This is a genomic window from uncultured Lutibacter sp. (assembly GCF_947495725.1).
Taxonomy (GTDB): Bacteria; Bacteroidota; Bacteroidia; order Flavobacteriales; family Flavobacteriaceae; genus Lutibacter.
Genome location: NZ_CANLZZ010000001.1, coordinates 88,113 through 107,129, shown reverse-complemented (window position 1 = coordinate 107,129; position 19,017 = coordinate 88,113). Strand labels below are relative to the sequence as shown.

General features: G+C 31.1%; 15 protein-coding genes. 5 read left to right on the top strand and 10 right to left on the bottom strand.

Annotation, left to right across the window (positions count from 1 at the left end):
• Nucleotides 1-73: 73 nt before the first annotated feature.
• From Q0776_RS00450 to Q0776_RS00435, 4 genes are read left to right on the top strand one after another with little or no spacing between them, the layout of a single operon-like run.
• Nucleotides 74-1,168 (top strand): mandelate racemase/muconate lactonizing enzyme family protein, encoded by a 1,095-nt coding sequence (locus Q0776_RS00450; RefSeq protein WP_298363508.1) that lies wholly within the window; start codon nt 74-76, stop codon nt 1,166-1,168.
• A gap of 29 nt (nt 1,169-1,197) precedes the next feature.
• Nucleotides 1,198-2,244, top strand: coding sequence for an aldose epimerase family protein (locus Q0776_RS00445; RefSeq protein ID WP_298363503.1), 1,047 nt, complete (start codon nt 1,198-1,200; stop codon nt 2,242-2,244).
• 35 nt (nt 2,245-2,279) lie between these two features.
• Nucleotides 2,280-3,293, top strand: a complete 1,014-nt coding sequence (locus tag Q0776_RS00440; RefSeq protein ID WP_298363502.1) for an L-rhamnose/proton symporter RhaT — start codon at nt 2,280-2,282, stop codon at nt 3,291-3,293.
• Between the two features lie 22 nt (nt 3,294-3,315).
• Nucleotides 3,316-4,524 carry a family 43 glycosylhydrolase gene (locus Q0776_RS00435; RefSeq protein WP_298363500.1) on the top strand — a complete coding sequence of 403 codons (1,209 nt, stop codon included), beginning with the start codon at nt 3,316-3,318 and terminating at the stop codon, nt 4,522-4,524.
• A 168-nt stretch (nt 4,525-4,692) separates the two neighbouring features.
• On the opposite strand, the gene Q0776_RS00430 is transcribed toward Q0776_RS00435, so the two are convergent.
• The 10 genes from Q0776_RS00430 to Q0776_RS00385 all read right to left on the bottom strand — a co-directional run bounded on the left by Q0776_RS00430 (nt 4,693) and on the right by Q0776_RS00385 (nt 17,766).
• Complete coding sequence (locus tag Q0776_RS00430) at nt 4,693-7,437, bottom strand: outer membrane beta-barrel protein (RefSeq protein ID WP_298363498.1); 2,745 nt, start codon at nt 7,435-7,437, stop codon at nt 4,693-4,695.
• 148 nt (nt 7,438-7,585) lie between these two features.
• A complete protein-coding gene (locus Q0776_RS00425; protein WP_298363495.1) occupies nt 7,586-8,890 on the bottom strand; it encodes a TRAP transporter large permease in 1,305 nt (434 codons plus the stop codon).
• A 2-nt stretch (nt 8,891-8,892) separates the two neighbouring features.
• Nucleotides 8,893-9,384, bottom strand: a complete 492-nt coding sequence (locus tag Q0776_RS00420; protein WP_298363494.1) for a TRAP transporter small permease — start codon at nt 9,382-9,384, stop codon at nt 8,893-8,895.
• 2 nt (nt 9,385-9,386) lie between these two features.
• Nucleotides 9,387-10,361 carry a TRAP transporter substrate-binding protein gene (locus tag Q0776_RS00415; protein WP_298363486.1) on the bottom strand — a complete coding sequence of 325 codons (975 nt, stop codon included), beginning with the start codon at nt 10,359-10,361 and terminating at the stop codon, nt 9,387-9,389.
• 80 nt (nt 10,362-10,441) lie between these two features.
• Nucleotides 10,442-11,851 carry a glucuronate isomerase gene (gene uxaC / locus Q0776_RS00410; protein WP_298363481.1) on the bottom strand — a complete coding sequence of 470 codons (1,410 nt, stop codon included), beginning with the start codon at nt 11,849-11,851 and terminating at the stop codon, nt 10,442-10,444.
• A complete protein-coding gene (gene uxuA / locus Q0776_RS00405; RefSeq protein WP_298363475.1) occupies nt 11,848-13,029 on the bottom strand; it encodes a mannonate dehydratase in 1,182 nt (393 codons plus the stop codon). The genes uxaC and uxuA overlap by 4 nt, the downstream gene beginning before the upstream one ends.
• A 12-nt stretch (nt 13,030-13,041) precedes the next feature.
• Nucleotides 13,042-13,854, bottom strand: coding sequence for an SDR family oxidoreductase (locus Q0776_RS00400; RefSeq protein ID WP_298363467.1), 813 nt, complete (start codon nt 13,852-13,854; stop codon nt 13,042-13,044).
• A 13-nt stretch (nt 13,855-13,867) separates the two neighbouring features.
• Nucleotides 13,868-15,055, bottom strand: coding sequence for a Gfo/Idh/MocA family oxidoreductase (locus Q0776_RS00395; protein WP_298363462.1), 1,188 nt, complete (start codon nt 15,053-15,055; stop codon nt 13,868-13,870).
• A 16-nt stretch (nt 15,056-15,071) separates the two neighbouring features.
• The gene (locus Q0776_RS00390) at nt 15,072-16,400 is read right to left on the bottom strand and encodes a Gfo/Idh/MocA family oxidoreductase (protein WP_298363461.1); all 1,329 of its coding nucleotides are present in this window, start codon (nt 16,398-16,400) and stop codon (nt 15,072-15,074) included.
• 10 nt (nt 16,401-16,410) lie between these two features.
• Complete coding sequence (locus tag Q0776_RS00385; protein WP_298363459.1) at nt 16,411-17,766, bottom strand: DUF1080 domain-containing protein; 1,356 nt, start codon at nt 17,764-17,766, stop codon at nt 16,411-16,413.
• A gap of 152 nt (nt 17,767-17,918) precedes the next feature.
• On the opposite strand from Q0776_RS00385, the gene Q0776_RS00380 reads away from it, so the two are divergent.
• Complete coding sequence (locus Q0776_RS00380; RefSeq protein WP_298363458.1) at nt 17,919-18,998, top strand: LacI family DNA-binding transcriptional regulator; 1,080 nt, start codon at nt 17,919-17,921, stop codon at nt 18,996-18,998.
• Nucleotides 18,999-19,017 lie beyond the last annotated feature (19 nt).

The window sequence follows — 19,017 nt, the reverse complement described above, 5'->3', positions numbered from 1 at the left end:
GTACTAGCATTGAGTGTTGGGTTGTAATTTATTTTATAACTCAACATTCTTGTATTATAAAATGAACAGAAATATGAGTACAAAAATTTCAAAAATACAAACTCGTTTATTTACAGTTCCATTACCAGAGGTGATGTCCGATGCAAAACATGGAGATCATTATCATTTTGAGTTGGTAACTGTAACTGTAACTTTAGAAGATGGAAGCGAAGGAACAGGTTACACATATACTGGAGGTAAAGGTGGTTTTGCTATAAAAGCAATGGTAGAACATGATTTTACAAATGTGTTATTAGGAAAAGACGGAACTGATATTGAAGGTATTTACGACTTTTTAGAATGGCACATTCATTATGTTGGTCGTGGAGGTATAGCTTCTTTTGCAATTTCAGCAGTTGATATTGCTTTATGGGATATTCGTTGTAAAAAATTAGGACAGCCTTTATGGAAAGTGGCTGGTGGAGCAGATAACACATGTAAAGCATATTGTGGTGGAATTGATTTAATGTTTCCAATTGAGAAATTGTTAAATAATATGAAAGGTTACCTTGAAAAAGGGTTTAAAGCTGTTAAAATTAAAATTGGACGCGAAAATTTACAAGAAGATTTAGATAGAATTAAAGCAGTTAGAGAATATATTGGTCCAGATGTTACTTTTATGGTAGATGCTAATTATTCTATGACCGTTGAAAAAGCAATTAAAGCTATTGAAGGTTTTAAACAATATGACATAACTTGGTTTGAAGAGCCAATTATTCCAGATAATTATAAAGGTTTTGGAGAAATTGCTGAAAAAACTGGTTTTCCATTAGCAATGGGTGAAAATTTACATACCATTCACGAATTTGAATATGCAATGGATCAGGCAAAATTATCATTTGTGCAGCCAGATGCTTCAAATTGTGGAGGTGTAACAGGTTGGTTAGCTGCAGCAAAATTAGCTGCTAAACATAATATTCCAGCATGTTCACATGGAATGCAAGAATTACACGTAAGTTTAGTTTCTTCTCAACCAAATGCAGGTTGGTTGGAAGTGCATAGTTTTCCTATAGATGAATATACAACAAGACCTTTAGTTGTTGAAAATTATAGAGCAGTTGCTCCAGATTATCCTGGTGTAGGTGTAATTTTCGATTGGGCTAAATTAAGTCCTTACGAAGAAAAATAAAATAAGAAGTTAACCAAATATACAATCTTATGAATACAAATAAAACAGATTTTGGAGTCTTTAATGACCAAAAAATTGACATCTATACATTAAAAAATAATAACGGAGTTGAGGTAAAAATAACAAATTATGGAGCAACAGTAACTTCTATAGTTGTACCAAATTCTGAAGGAGAATTAGAAAATATAGCTTGTGGTTTTGATACACTAGAAGGATATTTTGGAAAGGATTATGTTGAAAATTCACCATATTTTGGAAGTACTGTTGGTAGATATTGCTCTCAAATAAAAGATGCGAAATTCACATTAAACGGAAAAGAATATCAATTAGCACATAACTGTGGTGATAATAATTTACATGGTGGAGTTGTTGGTTTTGATAAAAGAATTTGGAATGCAGAAATTGTTAATTGTGAGGGTGTTTCTTCATTAAAAATGTCTTTATTAAGTAGAGATTTAGAAGAAGGATATCCTGGAAATGTTGAAGTTTCGGTATTTTTCTCTTTAACAGAAAATAATGAATTAAGAATTGATTATAGTGCAATTCCAGATAAGGATACGCCGTTAGCCTTAACAAACCATACCTATTTTAACTTAGATGCTTTTTCAGGAACTGTTGAAAATCACATTGCACAAGTAAACACTTCAAAAAGACAAGCAATGGATGAAACAGGGGCTGGAACGGGTGAAATTTTAAATGTTGAAGGTAAAGCAGATGATTTAACAGTAGGAAAAAGAATAGGAGATGTACACCAAGCAATGGGCGATGGTTTTGAGCATTTTTATGTATTTGATAATGCTGATTTTAAGTTGCAAGAAGTTGCAAAAATAAAATCTGAATCATCTGGTCGTTCTTTAACCGTTTCAAGTACCGAACCTTGTATGTTGTTATATACAGGTAAGTATACTTCCAATGCTATAAAAAGAGAAAACGGAGAACAATATGGAAAATATAGAGGTTTTTGTTGTGAAACACATCGCTATCAAAATGGACCAAATATTGAAAATTCACCAAAAACAATTACAAAAGCAGGAGAAGAATTTAAAAGTACAACCATCTTTAAATTTGGATGGTAATAAACAATTAACCAAATACTTAAACTTATATAATTATGATTGAAGGAATTATTTTAGCAATTGGAGCCGGACTTATGTTGGGACTTTATGCTTTACCAGAAAAATTTACAAAAGATTTTAAATTTGAGAATACTTGGGGACTATTTTTTATGTTAACTATGTTCTTAGTGCCAATTGTTGCATCCGTATTTTTAATAAATGACTTTAGTGGAGTTTTTGCAGCCGTACCAACAGATATTTTGATTAAAATGGCAGCAGCAAGTGTTTTATGGGGTATTGGAGTTATGATGTGGGGAAAAGCCATAAACCATATTGGTTTATCATTAGGTTTTTCATTATTTATTGGAACTGTAATTTTGGTAGGCTCAATTTTACCATTTGTTGTTGAAGGATTGCCAGAAGGCAATGTGTTCTTTACAATTCTTGGAGGTATTTTTGTAGTTCTGTTAGGTGTTTTATTTAATGGTCAGGCAGGATTTACGCGAGAGATAGATGAAATAGCAGCAGGTAAAAATAAAAAAGAAAAAGGCTCTATGGTTACTGGAATTTCTATTGCAGTAATTGGTGGTTTATTGGCTACAGGATTTAGTTATGCAAACGCTGTAGGAAGACCATTTATTCATGAAGCTTGTCAAGCTGCAGGAAATGCAGAATGGGTTACTGCTGTTGGAGTAATGTTTCCAATTTTTATTAGTGGAGGTATTGTTATGGCAGCATATTTTGCGTATCAATTATCGTCTAAAAAAGCTTGGGGAGATTTTAAAACACCAGCATTTGGAAAAAATTTCATATTAATTTTAATAATGGCAATTTTCCATTATGCGGCTTCAGCATTGTTTGCGTTTGCAGCTTTTAAACTTGGTGAAATAGGGAATACAGTGGGTTATGCTATTTTCAATACAGCTTGTGTTGCAACAGCAATTGTTAGTGGTATTATTACTAAAGAATGGATTGATGCTTCAAATAAAGCAAAAAACTATTTATACTTAAGTTTAGCTTGTATGATTATTGGAATTGTAATTATTGCAGTAGGAAATGGTATAGCTTAATTATAAATATTAAACATTAAAAATGAAAAAAATAATAGTTGTATTAATCGCATTAATTGGAGTTAATTTAACTTCTTGTAATTGTGATGAAAAAAAAGAGAAAACAATGGAAGAAAAGATTGTTGTAACAGATGAACAGCAAGATTATTTGGGTATTACAAATAAAGACTATTTAAGTGCTGCTTCAAAGAGAGCCTTAAAATGGCCAACCGATTTAGGAAATGAATGGTTTTTTGAATATAGTGTTCATGATTTAAAAGGTGATTTTGCTTATGAAGAAGGTGTTGTAAGAAGAGACCCTAGTGCAATGATTAAACAAGATGGAAAATACTATGTTTGGTATAGTAGAAGTACTGGTGAATCACAAGGATTTGGTGGAGATACTGAAAAAGATAAAGTTTTTCCTTGGGATAGATGTGATATTTGGTATGCCACATCAGAAGATGGTATTACTTGGAAAGAAGAAGGTTTAGCTGTTGCTCGAGGTGAAAAAGGTGCGTATGATGATCGTTCGGTATTTACAGTAGAAATTATGGAACATGAAGGTATGTATTATTTATGTTATCAAACAGTTGGTGGTGTTTATAACGTCCGTGTTAAAAATCAAGTTGGTTTAGCTTGGTCAAAAAACATTAATGGTCCTTGGACAAAAAGCGAAGAGCCAATTTTAAGTCCAGCAGATAATGGAATTTGGAAAGGTGAAGAACAAAACAGACATAAGGTGATTAAAAAAGGTGATTTTGATAGTCATAAAGTTCACGATCCTTGTATTATTCCATTTAAAGGAAAGTTTTACTTATATTATAAAGGTGAGCAAATGGGTGAACAAATTACATTTGGAGGTCGTCAAATTAGACATGGAGTGGCTATTGCTGATAATCCAAAAGGACCTTATGTAAAATCACCATACAATCCAATTAGTAATAGTGGTCACGAGATATGTGTTTGGCCTTATAATGGTGGAATTGCAGCTTTAATTACAACCGATGGACCAGAAAAGAACACAGTTCAGTGGGCGCCAGATGGTATCAATTTTGAAATTATGAGTGTTGTAAAAGGTGCTCCACATGCAATTGGTTTAAACCGTACTGCTGATAATGAGAAAAACCCTACAGAAATTTTACGTTGGGGATTAACACACGAGTATAAATCTTGGGATTGGCAATATATAAGAGGTTTTAAAACTTGGAACTTAAAAAATCATACCGCTAAAGGTGAAGATGCGGAATAATTAAGATATTTATCTATTAACAAAAAGGCTGCCTAGAAAGTAAACTTTTCGTTAACCTGTAATTGATTTAGGTTCTCATATTAATTGATTATCAATGTAATGAGATTCTAAAATAAGATCAGAATAACGAGTTTTAATTCTTCTTAGGCAGCTTTTTTGTTATTTAATTTAAGCCTTAAACCGTTTTACTTTTTTCTTGCCATTTGCATTTAAACGCATAGTAAAACTTATAATAAAATATCTGCCTAAAGTCTCATTAGTAGTTTCTTCAAAATAATTAATGGTACTTCTTCTTACAATGTCAACGTTTTCATCAAGTATATCAATCAGAATAAGTTTTAGAATACCATTATTTCCTTTGGTTACAGCATATGAAACGCTTGCATTCCAGAAAGGTATAGTTTGGTTCGATTCAAAGTTACTATCTGTATACAAGTAATAATCAAACTGAGTATTGAAATTTAACTTTTTAGAAAAATCGTAATCTATTTTAGAGAAATAGTGTTGTTTTACATAATCTCTATTCAAGTTTTCAACTACTGAAAAATTTGTAGTATTTGAGCTTATTTCTAATCCAGTTTTAAAATCAAAAGCCTTTTTATTGTTGTTTTCTAAAGAGAAACCAACTAAATATTCATTAGATTTTACATCATTCAATGCTTTGTCAATAATTGATTTTCCAGTTTTATAAGTTCCTTTAGTTTTAAAACTATACCTAATGCCTAATGGTTTTACTCTTTTATTTACATTAAACTCTGCACTAGCTTTCTCTTGTTTGCCTTCATTTACAAAACTTCTTGTTTGAATAAAATCATCAGAAATATCCAAACTTGGAATAATTGCATCGTTAATTCTTTGAAAGTTTATTTTTGAATATATACTAAGAGCGGACTTAAACTTATGCGTTGAAATGTTGAAATTTAAATCATCAACTTTTTCGGTATTTAAATATGGGTTTCCTTTTCTAATGTAATAAGGGTTTAAATCATTAATTACTGGTGAGCTGCTATAATTTTGTGGAGATCTAATACTTCTCCTAAATCTCATCGAGTAATTATGACCTCTTTTTGGTTTATATCTAAGTGACATTGTGGGTGTAAAATAGGCTTGGTGTCGGTTAAATTCTTCTTCTCCTACTTGTCCAAAATCTCTATACAAATTAAGAATTCCTGTGGCAAAATTTAAGTTTAAACCACTGTTGCTGTAAGAGTAAATTAAATTTGAAGAAAAACGTTCTTCTTTATTGTCAATCACATAGTTAAAAGGAGTTTCTTCTGTGCCGTTTTTATTTCTTTTTTGTTCAGCTTCTTCAGTACCATTTTTAATTGTAGCTAAAGTTTGAAGTTTTAAAAAGTGGTTGTTTCCTAGAGGCTCGGTAAACGTGAAATTAAAATTAACAGAATTGTTTTTAATTAATTCATCTTTTAAAATTTTTGTTTCAGTAACTCTGTTGTTAGAGTGATTTGTAGTTTCATTAAATTGATCTCTAAAATTTTTTGAATTTAAAGAACTAAATGATAATCCGGTTGTAAAATTACGTTTGTTAGTATTTAAAAGTTGATAATAATTCATTCTAACGCTACCATTATCTCTTTTTCTATTACTTAGGTAATTAATATTGTTTGAAGTATTTAGTACTTTGTCTTCATTAAAATAAGATGTTTTTCTTTCAAGTTCGCTATCTGTTTTATCTGAAGTGTAATTTCCTTTTATAAAGAACCTACTGGTTTTACTGCTTTTATTTTCGTAGTTAAAATTTAAGTGCTGATTGTTTGTGTTTTTATCATTTTCGTCATCAGATTCCGACTGGAAATTTTTAGCTCTAGAAAAGGACGTTCTTTTGGAAAAGGACGTTCCAGTATTATCTAAATAATTGTAAAAATAATCAGCATTAAGAACCTCTTTGGGTTTAAACTCATAACCAATATGAAATCCACCAACACCAGTTGTTAAATTCCCACTTAAATTCTTTTTGTTTTTTTCAAATGAAGAAGGATCTTCATTGTCATCCGAATCATCAGCTAAACCACCATTTGAAGAAAGGAAATCTTTAATATTTGATCCTGTAATATTTATGTTATTATATTTTCCAATAATAGAAACTTGTAGTTTTGGCGAAAATTTGTTGTAGTTTAAATTTGAAAAATATTTTTCATCTAATCCAATTCCAGCAGAAGCTTTTCCAAAACCATTACTTTTTTTTCCTTTTTTTAAAGTTAAATTAATAACATAACTTTTTTCATCATCTTCAACGCCAGTTAATTCCGCTTGTTCACTTTTTTTATCTATAACCTGAATTTTGCTAATTGCATCAGCCGATAAGTTTTTTAATACAATTGCAGGGTCACCGCTAAAAAACTCTTTACCATCTACAAATATTTTTGTGATTTCATTTCCTTGTGAAATGATACTTCCATCACTATTTAATTCAACTCCTGGAAGTTTTTTTAATAAATCTTCAATATTATCATCGTGATGAATTTTAAAAGAATCGGCATTATAAGCAACCGTATCTTTTTTAATTTGAACAGGAACAACAGCAGTAATTGTTACTTCATTTAGTTGTTCTACGCTGTATTTTAAGGTAATAGTTTTTAGATCAATTAACTGATTTTTGAAATTTATTTTTTTATAAAGAGGGGTAAACCCACTCATATAAAATTGTAATAAAAATTCACCTTGTGGACTGTCAGAAATTTCAAATTGACCTTTTTCATCGGTTACTGTGAATGTAACCATTGTAGAATCTTGTAGTTTTAATAAAGCAACAGATGTAAATTCTAGAGGTAGAGTTGATTCATCTAAAACAATTCCTTTTATAACACTTGATTGAGAAAAAGTTGTCTGAAAAAATAAACAAAAAAGAATGAAAATATAAGGTAATTTATATTTCGAAACAGTAGATGAAATCATTTAAAAAAAGGTAATTTAAAGTTGCACTAAAAACACTTATTTTGTGTTTTGATAATAGTTAGTAAATATAACTATAATCATTACTTTAAATTACCCTGTATAGTCTTTATATATATAAATATTTCTTTATTTGGCTAGGCTAAATGTCTTATAGACCGAATAAATTAGGTAAAAACATTGATATTTCCGGGATAAAACTAATTAACATTAACACAATCACCATAATTGCTAAAAATGGAAGCAATGGTCTAATTACTTTTGTTACTGAAATTTTGGCAACACCACTACCCACAAAAAGTAATGTACCTACCGGTGGGGTACAAATTCCAATACATAAATTTAATACTATTACAATTCCAAAATGTACAGGGTGCATACCTAAGGTAGTTACAACTGGTAAAAATATTGGAGTAAATATTAATACAGCAGGTGTCATATCCATAAACGTTCCAACAACTAATAAAATTAGATTAATGGCTAAAAATATGGCGAATTTATTGTTTAAAGATTCCAATAAAAATGAACTAATCATTTCAGGAATACCTTCAAAAGAAAATAACCACGACATTGCCATAGATGTACAAATTAAAAACATTACTACAGCCGTAGTTTTTGCGCTTGATAACAATACAGATGGAAAATCTTTAGTTTTCATATCTCCATAAATCAAGGATAGAACCGCAGCATATAAAACTGCAATTACTGAAGCTTCGGTAGCAGTAAAGATACCTGCTACAATTCCACCAACCACAACTACTAGTAATAGTAAACTAAAAAATGCTTTTCTAAAGAATGTCCAAATTTCAAATAATGTTGAACGTTTCCCTTTTGAATATCCTTTGCTAATAGCTATAAATGCTACATAACCCATAATAGCAAATCCTAATAAAATTCCAGGTAAATATCCTGCGATAAATAATGCGGCTACAGAGGCTGTTCCTCCACTTGCTAAAGCATATACAATTAAAATATTACTTGGTGGAATTAACAATCCTGTAGTAGATGCTGTAATATTTACAGAAGCACTAATGGTACGTGGATAACCTTCTTCTTCCATTCTGTCGGTCATTATTGAACCAATTGCAGATGCCGCAGCAACCGCAGATCCAGAAATTGCACCAAAAAGCATTGATGCTAATATGTTTACATAGGCTAAACCTCCAGGAAGGCTAGCCACTAAGGATTTTGCAAAATTAATAAGTCGATTGGCAATTCCTCCCCGCTTCATTATATCACCCGCAAGAATAAAGAATGGTATGGCTAATAAAGCAAAACTATCTATACCAGTGGTCATTCGTTGAGCAATGGTTGTTAATCCAGGTAATTTATCAATATTCAAAAGTAAACTTAATGTAGTAGCAATTCCAATGCTATATGCAACGGGTACTTTAAGCAATAAAAGCGTAAAAAAACTAACAAATAAAACGATAATACTTATAACTTCTATACTCATAATTATAGTTTGATTTTGTTTTGATTAATATTTGAAATATGATAAATAGAAAAGCACATAATTAGAAAACCACTAAAAGGTAAAATAGCATAAACATAGCCTAGAGGAATTCGTAATGTTCCTGAAAGTTGTTCCAAATGCAAAGTAGTGTAAACTAAATTTAAACCTCCTATAACCATTACTATAAGAGCGAAAAGAAATATTAATACTTCTATAAGAATAGAAACTTTTCTTTTGTTTTTCTCAGTTAATTTGTCATATAAAAAATCCATAGATAAATGCTCTCTTTTTCCGTTTAAATAGGCGGCACCTAAAATGGTCATCCAAATGAGGGCAAATCTTGCAAACTCTTCTGTCCAAGTAAATGATGTTCCTAAAAGATATCTTGAAAACACTTGAAACAAGACATCTAACACTAAAAGCGCAAAAACCACAATCATAAACCTTTCAAGAAATAGGCTTACTTTATTAAAAATAAGGTCTGATTTTTTCATAATTAATTATTTTTAATTTCATTAACAATTGAAGCCATTTCAGGAAACTCCTTCAAAAATTCTTCAACTACAGATTGAGATTTTTCGGCAAATAAAGATTTATCCGGAATAATAACTTCTACACCTGCTTTTTTGGCAATGGCCATACATTCTTCAACAGATTCATTCCAAAATATTTTTTCGGCCTGTGCTGATTCATCCGCTGCTGCTTGCACCCAACCTTGTTCTTGTTCTGTTAAACTATCCCAATATTTGGTACCTATTAAAAGCACATCGGGTATAGATGAATGTTGGTCTAAAGTGTAATATTTACTAATCTCATAATGATTTGATGAAACAAACGACGGTGGGTTATTTTCTGCGCCATCTACTACACCTTGCTGAATAGCAGTATATAATTCGCCATATGATAAAGGTGTTGCTGATCCACCTAAAGCATTTACCATATTAATGGCCATCTGGTTATTCATTACTCTAATTTTTAAACCCTTTAAATCGTCTGGAGTTCTTATGGCCTTATTACTTGTGTAAAAACTTCTACTTCCAGCATCGTAATAACATAAACCTCTTAACCAAAACTTAGATCCTTTTTCTAATATAGATTTACCTATTTTTCCTTCTAAAACTTCAAACTGGTGCTCTTTATCTTTAAATAAATAAGGAATTCCTAAAATATGGTATTCTGGAACAAAATTAGATAAGGTTGCCGCACTAACTTTAGTCGCTGCAACACTACCAATTTGTAATAATTCTAGCACTTCACGTTCTGACCCTAACTGTCCATCGGGAAAAATTTTAACTTTTAAAGTACCATTAGATTTTTTTTCTAATGCCTTTTGAAATTCTAAAATACCTTTATGTACAGGATGTGTTTGAGGTAAAGAATGACCTAAATAAAGAACTTTTGTGCCACTTTCTTTTTTGCAGGATATTATTCCTATAAAGAGAAAGGAAATAAGAATTAATTTGTAGTTCATAAGTTTTTGTTTGTTTAAAAAGGATTGTAAATATAGTAAATTCAAAATTAATACAATCGATTGTATTAATTAACTCTTATCTAAAAATTGAAGTATTGTTTAGCGTTATTGTAACAAATATTTTCAACCATTTTACCAAAGAATTTTATATCATTAGGTAATTCTCCTTTTTCAATTTGTTTACCTAAAATGTTACATAATATTCTTCTGAAATATTCGTGACGAGGAAATGATAAGAAACTTCTACTATCGGTTAACATTCCAATAGATCGGCTTAATAAACCTAAATTAGAAAGTGTATTTAATTGTTTTTCTATTCCATCTTTTTGATCTAAAAACCACCACGCTGCACCATATTGCATTTTGCCTGCAATTTCATTTGTATTGAAATTACCCATCATTGTAGCAAAAACTTCGTTATAGGCAGGGTTTAAATTATAGGTAATTGTTTTTGCAAGTTTTTCCTCAATATCTAATTGATTTAAAAATTTAGAGAGTGAAGATGCCATTGAAAAATCTCCAATTGAATCACAACCAGCATCGGCTCCAAATAAATTTTGAAGTCTTTTATTATTATTTCTAATTGCACCTAAATGATATTGTTGTGTCCAACCTTTTTCGTCATATTTTCTTCCTAAGTAATGAAGTATGTAAGATTTATACTTTCCAATTTCTGAAGTTGATAATAATTTATTATTCAAAAATTTGTTAAAAATGGTTGAAACTTCCTCTTCAGTGTAATTATCTACAAAAAGGTTTCCTTCAACACCATAATCTGATAAACGACACCCATTTTTATGAAAAAAGTCAATTCTATTATCAATTGCCTTTAACAATTCCTCAAAGTTGGAAATAAAAATAGAAGCACTTTTACCAAGTTTATTAATATAATTTTTAAAGTTTTCACTGTTTATTAAAAACAATCCATCTGACCTAAAGGTTGGCAATACTTTAATATTAAAATTACCTGAAGCAATTTGTTGATGATATTTCAAATCATCTGTCGGGTCATCAGTAGTACAAACAACCTCAACATTCATATCCTCCAATAAATTTGCAGGTGTTTTTTTTGCTAAGATTTGATTTGCTTGTTTATAAATAGCTTTTGAAGTTGAAGGTTGTAAAACTTCGTTAATTCCAAAATAACGTTGTAACTCTAAATGTGTCCAATGAAATAATGGATTGCCAATAGTATACGGAACAGTTTCTGACCATTTTTCAAATTTTTCTTCTTTGGTTGAATTACCTGTAACGTATTTTTCATCAATTCCATTAGCGCGCATTCCACGCCACTTATAATGATCTCCATCTAACCAGGCATCCGTAATATTTTCAATTGGTTTGTTTTCTGCCAATTGTTTTGCAGAAAGATGATTGTGATAATCAATAATTGGCATTTTCACAGCATATTGATGATACAATTCTTTTGCAACATCAGTATCTAACAAAAAGTTGTCATTTATAAATGTTGCCGTTTTACTGAAATTCATATACTTAAACTTTTAGAAATACCTAATTCAAGCCCCCTTAATTCCGCCAATCCTCTTAATCTGCCAATTCCAGAATATCCAGGGTTTGTTCTTTTGGTTAAATCATCTAACATTTGGTGGCCGTGATCTGGTCGCATTGGAATTTTAGCGTCTTTCATTCCTTCTGAAATCCTTCTTTTTTCTTCAATTAAAACCTCCTTAACCACGTTAAACATATCAACATCACCTTCTAAATGGTTGGCTTCGTGAAAATTACCTTGTTCATCTCTTTGAGTACTTCGTAAATGTAAAAAGTGAACTCTATCTGCAAAGCGTTTAAATATTTGAACCAAATTATTATCGGCTCTCACACCTAAAGAACCTGTGCAAAATGTAATTCCATTGGCTCTATTTGGCACATTTTCAAATAAATAAGCATAATCTTCTTCAGTACTTACCACTCTTGGCAATCCTAAAATTGGCATGGGTGGATCATCAGGGTGAATACACATTAAAACTTCATTTTGAGCTGCAACTGGAATTATTTCTTTTAAAAATAACACTAAGTTCTCACGTAATTTTTGTGCGTCAATCTCAGCGTACGTGTCCAATATTTGTTGAAATTGTTCTAACGAATATCCTTCTTCTGCTCCGGGTAACCCTGCTATAATATTGTTAACTAATTTAGTTTTTTCTGTTTCAGAAAGACTTTCAATATATTTTTTAGCCCGTACTTGTTGTGCTCCAGAATATAAAAGTTCTGCATCAGGTCTTTTCAGTAAATACAATTCAAAAGCGGCAAAAGCAATTATTTCAAAACGCAAAGCTTTGGAACCGTCCTCAACTTCATAATCTAGTGAAGTTCTAGTCCAGTCTAACACTGGCATAAAATTATAGCACACTATTTGAATTCCACAACTCGCTAAATTCTCAATGCTTTTCTTATAGTTTTCTATATAGGATTGAAAATTTCCTGAACGGGTTTTAATATTTTCATGGACTGGTATACTTTCTACAACGCTCCAATTTAACCCTGCATTTTCAATTGTTTGCTTACGAATTTCTATATCTTTAATAGTCCAAATATCACCATTTGGAATTTGATGCAATGCAGATACAATTCCGGTTGCGCCAGCTTGCTTAATATCATTTAATTTTACCGGATCATTTGGTCCGTACCATCTCCAAGTTTGTTCCATTTTCTTTATTTTTTATACTCCACTAAAAGCACTAAAACCACCATCAACAGGAATTATAACACCTGTAATAAACTTTGCAGCATCGCTGCATAAAAAATGAATTGCTCCATTTAATTCATCGGCTTCACCAAAACGTTTCATTGGTGTATTATTTATAATTGTTTCGCCTCTTTGGGTGTAAGATCCATCTTCGTTTGTTAATAAAGCTCTGTTTTGATTTCCAATAAAAAATCCTGGAGCAATAGCGTTTACACGAATATTTCCACCAAATTTAGTTGCCATTTCTACCGCCATCCAACGAGTAAAGTTTTCCATAGCAGCTTTTGAAGCCGAATAGCCAACTACTCTTGTGATAGCTCTTTCAACGGTCATGGATGAATAATTTACAATAGTTCCAGTTTTTTGTTTTGACATAACTTCACCAAAAACCATAGATGGTAATACGGTACCGTTTAAGTTTAAATCGGTAACTTTTTTAAAATCGTCCATTTTTAAATCAAAAATAGTTTGATCTGGACCAATAGTAGCACCTGGCATATTTCCACCTGCAGCATTTAATAAAATATCTATTTTACCAAAATGTTTTAAAATTGCATCTCTATTTTGCTCAAGCGTTGCTTTATCTAAAACATTTGTTATAAAACCAATAGCTTCTCCACCGTTATTATTAATAGCTGCTATTTTTTTATTAATAATTGTTTCATCTCTATCAAGAATTACAATTTTCACCCCTGAATTAGCTAAACTATCGGCAATACAACCTCCAAGAACACCTGCTCCTCCAGTAATAATTGCTACTTTTCCTTTTAAATTAAATTTATCCATTTGTTTCTTTTAGTTATATTATATCAAATTCTGGTTTCCAATGAACAATTTCTTCATTATACATTGCATCCAATCCCATTTGCACGCAGATAGCAGTTTTACAACCAGTAATTACATCTGAAGCTGGCTGTTTATTTGTTAATAAACTTTCTCTAAAATCTATTAAAGCTTGTTTTGTTGGTTCTAAATGTTCCACTTTTATTTGTTCTCCATATCCCATAGCACCTTGAACGGTTGCACCAGAATAGCCATCAATTTCTTTCTTAATTAGGCTCTTTTTTACTTCGGAAGGATAAAATATTGCTCTTTTTTGGTTGATAATTAAAGTTCCTTTATCTCCAATAACTTTAATTTGATAACCATCTCTTTTGTTGCTGTTAATACACGTAAATTTCGCTTTTACCCCTTCAGGATAACTGTACATTAAATGAACATTATCAAAAGTTTCACGCCCATCTTTCCAATAATCAATTCCTCCAATTCCCATAACTTTATCTGGAGTAGCACTTAATACCCAGTTTACGAAATCAATTTGATGTGAGCATAATTCTGCGGGTAATCCACCTGAATGTTTTTTATAAAGTCTCCAGTTAATATCTCTTTCTAATTTAGGGTCTGGAACAGGTTTTCTCCAATTAGAAAAACGATTCCATTGGCATTCAAAAGCAGCAATTTTTCCAACTTTTCCGTTTTTTATCAAATCAACTAGATGTGTATACATTCTAGAACTATGATATTGATGACCGGTTTGGAAAATCACATTTGAATTCTTTACTTTTTTCACCAAGTTTTTGACGGCATCATAACCTTTAACTGTTGTTTTTTCGCAATACACATGTTTTCCCGCATCAATGGCATCTACTGCCATTTGATAATGCAATCCAAATGGGGCAGTGATGATTACGGCATCTATTTTTGGGTCGGCTAATAAGTCTTTATAATTGACATATCCCTTAGCTTTTTTATCACATTTAGCCAATCCTTCTTCGAGTCTAAAAGGTAAAGTGTCGCAACATGCAACAACTTTTAACCCCTCTATTTCATTGGTAACGGAGATTAATCCACATCCTCTTCCTCCAGTACCAATAACTCCAATTCTTTTTGGTTTAGAAATTTTTGTAATACTTCCCAAAACTGAAGTTGAAGCCAACAAGGCTGCTGAAACAGCACCTCCTTTAACTATAAAATCTCTTCTATCCATCTTCTATTTTTATTAATTATAAAGTAGGTTCCCAACCATTTTCATATTCTCTTTTCCAATGAGTCATTGCTTCGTCATCGTTAAATATTTTTCCTGTTTTTGTATCAATGTGGATTGTTCTTTTAACTTCTTGAGAAACATTTCCTAAGTGACAAAGCATAGTACTAATGCTAGCATCTGCAATTGGTGAGTTTTGTTTTTCACCTATTCGAATAGCATTAAAAAAGTTTGCAATGTGTTTAACATCTAAACTTCCAGCTCCTGCGGTATTAAGTGTAGCACTTTTTTCTTTTTCATCAACTTTTTTAATTAGTTCTCCGTCTAAACCAAATAATTGGTAGCTATTTCGGCTTAACATAATAGAACCTTTGCTTCCATAAATTGTAGCACCTCTACCTGGTTGATTAGGCATTATTTTTCCGCGGCTATGACCTGTCCATTTTATAATTTTATCATTATCATATTCATAAACAACTTCTTGGTTGTCTGTAAATTCCCAGTCATCTTTATAGGTATATTTTCCACCAAAAGAAGTAACTTTTTTAGGAATGTCTAAGCCCAAAGCCCAACGACAAATATCTATTTCATGTGTTCCATTATTATGAACTTCTCCGGTTCCCCAAGTTTTAAACCAGTGCCAGTTATATGGGTGAATGTTATCCCTATAATCTTCTCTAGGAGCAGGGCCTTGCCATAATTCCCAATCTAAAGTACTTGGTACGGCAACTTTTTTACCAATACCTATGGAACCTCTGTTGTTTGAATAGTATGCCTCACCTTTATAAGCTTCACCTATAATACCATCTTTAATTTCTTGAACTGCTAACTGACTTGTAACAGCAGAACGTTGTTGATTACCCATTTGAACAACTTTGTTGTATTTTTTTTGAGCCGCAACGAGTAATTCATTTTCAAATAAGTTATGGCTACAAGGTTTTTCAACATATACGTGTTTTCCGGCTTGTAAAGCTGCAATTGCCATTGGTGCATGCCAGTGCTCTGGAGTTGCTATAAAAACGGCGTCCACATCTTTATTTTCTAATATTTTTCTAAAATCTTTTTCAACTTTAGCTTTGTAACCAATGGTTTTAACCATCCACTCGTTATTCTTTTCAATAATATTATCATCAACATCACATGTAAAAATAATTTTTGCATCAGAATATTTTGCAATAGCTTGCATTAAAGATTTTGCTCGGCTTCGAACACCAATTACAGCAACATTTAAACGTTCGTTAGCCCCTAAAATATTACCAAATCCTAAATTTGGCAATAATAAACTTCCAACGGCTAAGCCTGCACTACCTTTAGCTGTTTTCTTTAAAAAATCTCTTCTAGTTGTCATAATTGGTATTTTATAATGTTTTTACTTTAATATTTCGAAATGAAACTCTGTCTCCGTGGTCTTGTAATAATAATTGACCTTTTTCTAGCATTCCAAAATCAGGCCATTTTTTATATTTACTCTCTGAAACAAGTTTAAGAAAGTCTTTACTTTTACGTTCATATTCTAATACTTTTACTCCGTTTAACCAATGCTCTACATGGTTGTTTTTGGATATTATATAAGCTGTATTCCATTCACCAATTGGTTTTACAGGTTTATTTTCATCAGCTTTAATTAAATCGTACAAAGAAGAAACTGTTCTGCTACCTTCGTGGTTTCCTTTTTTAGCATCAGGATGCAAGGCATCATCTAAAATTTGATATTCTAATCCAATTGATGAGCCTGGTCCTTTGTTAATTTCAGTGTCTACATAATATTTAATTCCGCTATTAGCTCCTGGTGTAAGTTTAAAATCTACTTTTAATTCAAAATCACTGTATAATTCTGTTGTAACAATATCTCCTCCAGCAGCAGATTCTGCCCCTCCAGATGGTAATACGGTTAAAATACCATTTTTAATTAGCCATCCACTATTTGGGAATCTGTTTAATTTTGCACCTCTCCATCCTTTGGTTGATTTTCCATCCCAAAGCATTTTCCAACCTTCAGATTTTTCTTGTTCGGTTAATGCATTTCTTTTCACCATTACTGGTATAGGAGTTTTAGTGGCATATTTTTGGACATCTTTGTCTATGATTCTAATATTTTTCCATTGAATTTGTGAACCTGCTTTTCCGTTTCCTATACTGTGAACCTGTAGTCCTATAAAACCAGATTTTGTCATATTATCTACGAGATGTGCTGCGGGAATTCCGTTTACCCAAGTTTTTAATGTATCGCCTATTGCCTCAACTCTATATGTATTCCATTCATTTTGTTTAAATGCTTTTTTTGCTGGAATATTGTCTTCTAAATCATTTAGCCAACCTCTTCGGGCTTCATCGAAAATTCCTCCACTCCAAGCGCGTTCAGAGGGGTCAATTTCAACCTGATAACCGTGCACTCTTCCGTTTTTAAATTCTGGAATACTATTACTTCTAATTTGAATACCAGAATTCATATGAGGGTTAACTTTGAAATCTAGTTCTAGAATAAAGTCGCTATACATTTTATTAGTAGTTAAAAATGTGTTTGGAGTATTTTGTACGGTGGTTCCGGTTATAATTCCATCATTTACTTCATAAATGGCTTTGCCACCTTTAATATTCCATCCATCAAGAGTATTTCCTTTTAATAGGTTAACCCAAGGCGATTTTTTTTCTACGGAAGAACAGGATACAATTATCGCAAAAAATAGTGCAGTTGTGATTTTAATGAATTTCATAATGCTTATTTAGTTATTTTAACGTGTTCGCACACGAAATGATTTGTAAAGTCATAAAATATTTTCGTGTGCGTACACAAAAATATAAATAAATTTAATACATTCACAAATATTTTATAAATATTCTAATATTTGTATTGAATATAAATACTATGGTAACAATAAAAGATATTGCAAGAATAGCCAATGTATCTGTTGGTACGGTTGATCGAGTGATTCACAATAGGCAAGGTGTTTCAGAAAAAACAAAAGTAAAGGTAAACAAGATTTTAAAAGAAAATAATTTTAAAATTAATGTAATTGCTAGGTCATTGGCAATGAAAAAAAAATATACTGTTGCTGTTTTAATTCCAGAATTTAGAGAAGAAAATTTATTTTGGAAATCTCCGTTAATGGGAATTTCCAAGGCCTCTGATGAGGTGTTAAGTTTTGGTGTAGAAGTTGAATTATTTTCCTTTAATCAGTCTGATTGCGATTCGTATTTGAAACAATTTGAATTATTGATTAAGTTAAATCCAAAAGCGGTAATTTTAGCTCCATTTTTTTTAAAAGAAACCAAACTTATGGTTTCGAAATTAGAAGCTAAGGGAATTCCATATATGTTTTTAAATTTAGAAGCAGAAGGATTTAATAATTGTTCATTTATAGGGCAAGATTCTTATAAGGCGGGTTATTTAACAGGAAAATTAATGTATTTGTCTACAGGAGATAATTCTACATATTTAGTTTCAATAATAAATTCCAATTTGTTCAATAATATTGTAATAGAAAAAAGAATTAAAGGATTTGAAGATTTTTTTAAAAAGAATAAAATTAAATTTAAAATCAGAAATGTAAATTTTGATGATTTAGAGGATGATAATTTAATTAGCAAAACAATCAATACCTTGTTAAATGATGATAAATCTATAAAAGGAATTTTGGTGCCATCTAGTAGAATTGCAACAATAAGTAATTGTATTTCTGAACAAAACCTAGTTAATATTAGGTTAATAGGGTTTGATACTACCGAGCAAAATATTGAACAACTAAGAAAGAATAGAATTACTTTTTTAATTTCTCAAAAATCTTTTAATCAAGGTTATACTGCTGTTAATGAAATGGCAGATTATTTAATTCATAATAAAGTTCCTCAAAAGAAAATATTTTTTCCAATTGAGATTGTAACTAAAGAAAACGAGGAATTTAGTCAACGTAATAAATGGGAGTTTAATTCTCTTTCAAATATTTAAAGTTAGGTTGGTTTATTTA

Excerpts from the sequence above, each read along its gene's own strand:
- Q0776_RS00440 (WP_298363502.1), top strand. The coding sequence starts at position 2,280 with ATGATTGAAGGAATTATTTTAGCAATTGGAGCCGGACTTATGTTGGGA.
- Q0776_RS00415 (WP_298363486.1), bottom strand. The coding sequence starts at position 10,361 with ATGAACTACAAATTAATTCTTATTTCCTTTCTCTTTATAGGAATAATA.
- Q0776_RS00430 (WP_298363498.1), bottom strand. The coding sequence starts at position 7,437 with ATGATTTCATCTACTGTTTCGAAATATAAATTACCTTATATTTTCATT.
- Q0776_RS00435 (WP_298363500.1), top strand. The coding sequence starts at position 3,316 with ATGAAAAAAATAATAGTTGTATTAATCGCATTAATTGGAGTTAATTTA.
- Q0776_RS00400 (WP_298363467.1), bottom strand. The coding sequence starts at position 13,854 with ATGGATAAATTTAATTTAAAAGGAAAAGTAGCAATTATTACTGGAGGA.
- uxuA (WP_298363475.1), bottom strand. The coding sequence starts at position 13,029 with ATGGAACAAACTTGGAGATGGTACGGACCAAATGATCCGGTAAAATTA.
- Q0776_RS00380 (WP_298363458.1), top strand. The coding sequence starts at position 17,919 with ATGGTAACAATAAAAGATATTGCAAGAATAGCCAATGTATCTGTTGGT.
- Q0776_RS00390 (WP_298363461.1), bottom strand. The coding sequence starts at position 16,400 with ATGACAACTAGAAGAGATTTTTTAAAGAAAACAGCTAAAGGTAGTGCA.
- Q0776_RS00450 (WP_298363508.1), top strand. The coding sequence starts at position 74 with ATGAGTACAAAAATTTCAAAAATACAAACTCGTTTATTTACAGTTCCA.
- Q0776_RS00385 (WP_298363459.1), bottom strand. The coding sequence starts at position 17,766 with ATGAAATTCATTAAAATCACAACTGCACTATTTTTTGCGATAATTGTA.
- uxaC (WP_298363481.1), bottom strand. The coding sequence starts at position 11,851 with ATGAATTTCAGTAAAACGGCAACATTTATAAATGACAACTTTTTGTTA.
- Q0776_RS00425 (WP_298363495.1), bottom strand. The coding sequence starts at position 8,890 with ATGAGTATAGAAGTTATAAGTATTATCGTTTTATTTGTTAGTTTTTTT.
- Q0776_RS00445 (WP_298363503.1), top strand. The coding sequence starts at position 1,198 with ATGAATACAAATAAAACAGATTTTGGAGTCTTTAATGACCAAAAAATT.
- Q0776_RS00395 (WP_298363462.1), bottom strand. The coding sequence starts at position 15,055 with ATGGATAGAAGAGATTTTATAGTTAAAGGAGGTGCTGTTTCAGCAGCC.
- Q0776_RS00420 (WP_298363494.1), bottom strand. The coding sequence starts at position 9,384 with ATGAAAAAATCAGACCTTATTTTTAATAAAGTAAGCCTATTTCTTGAA.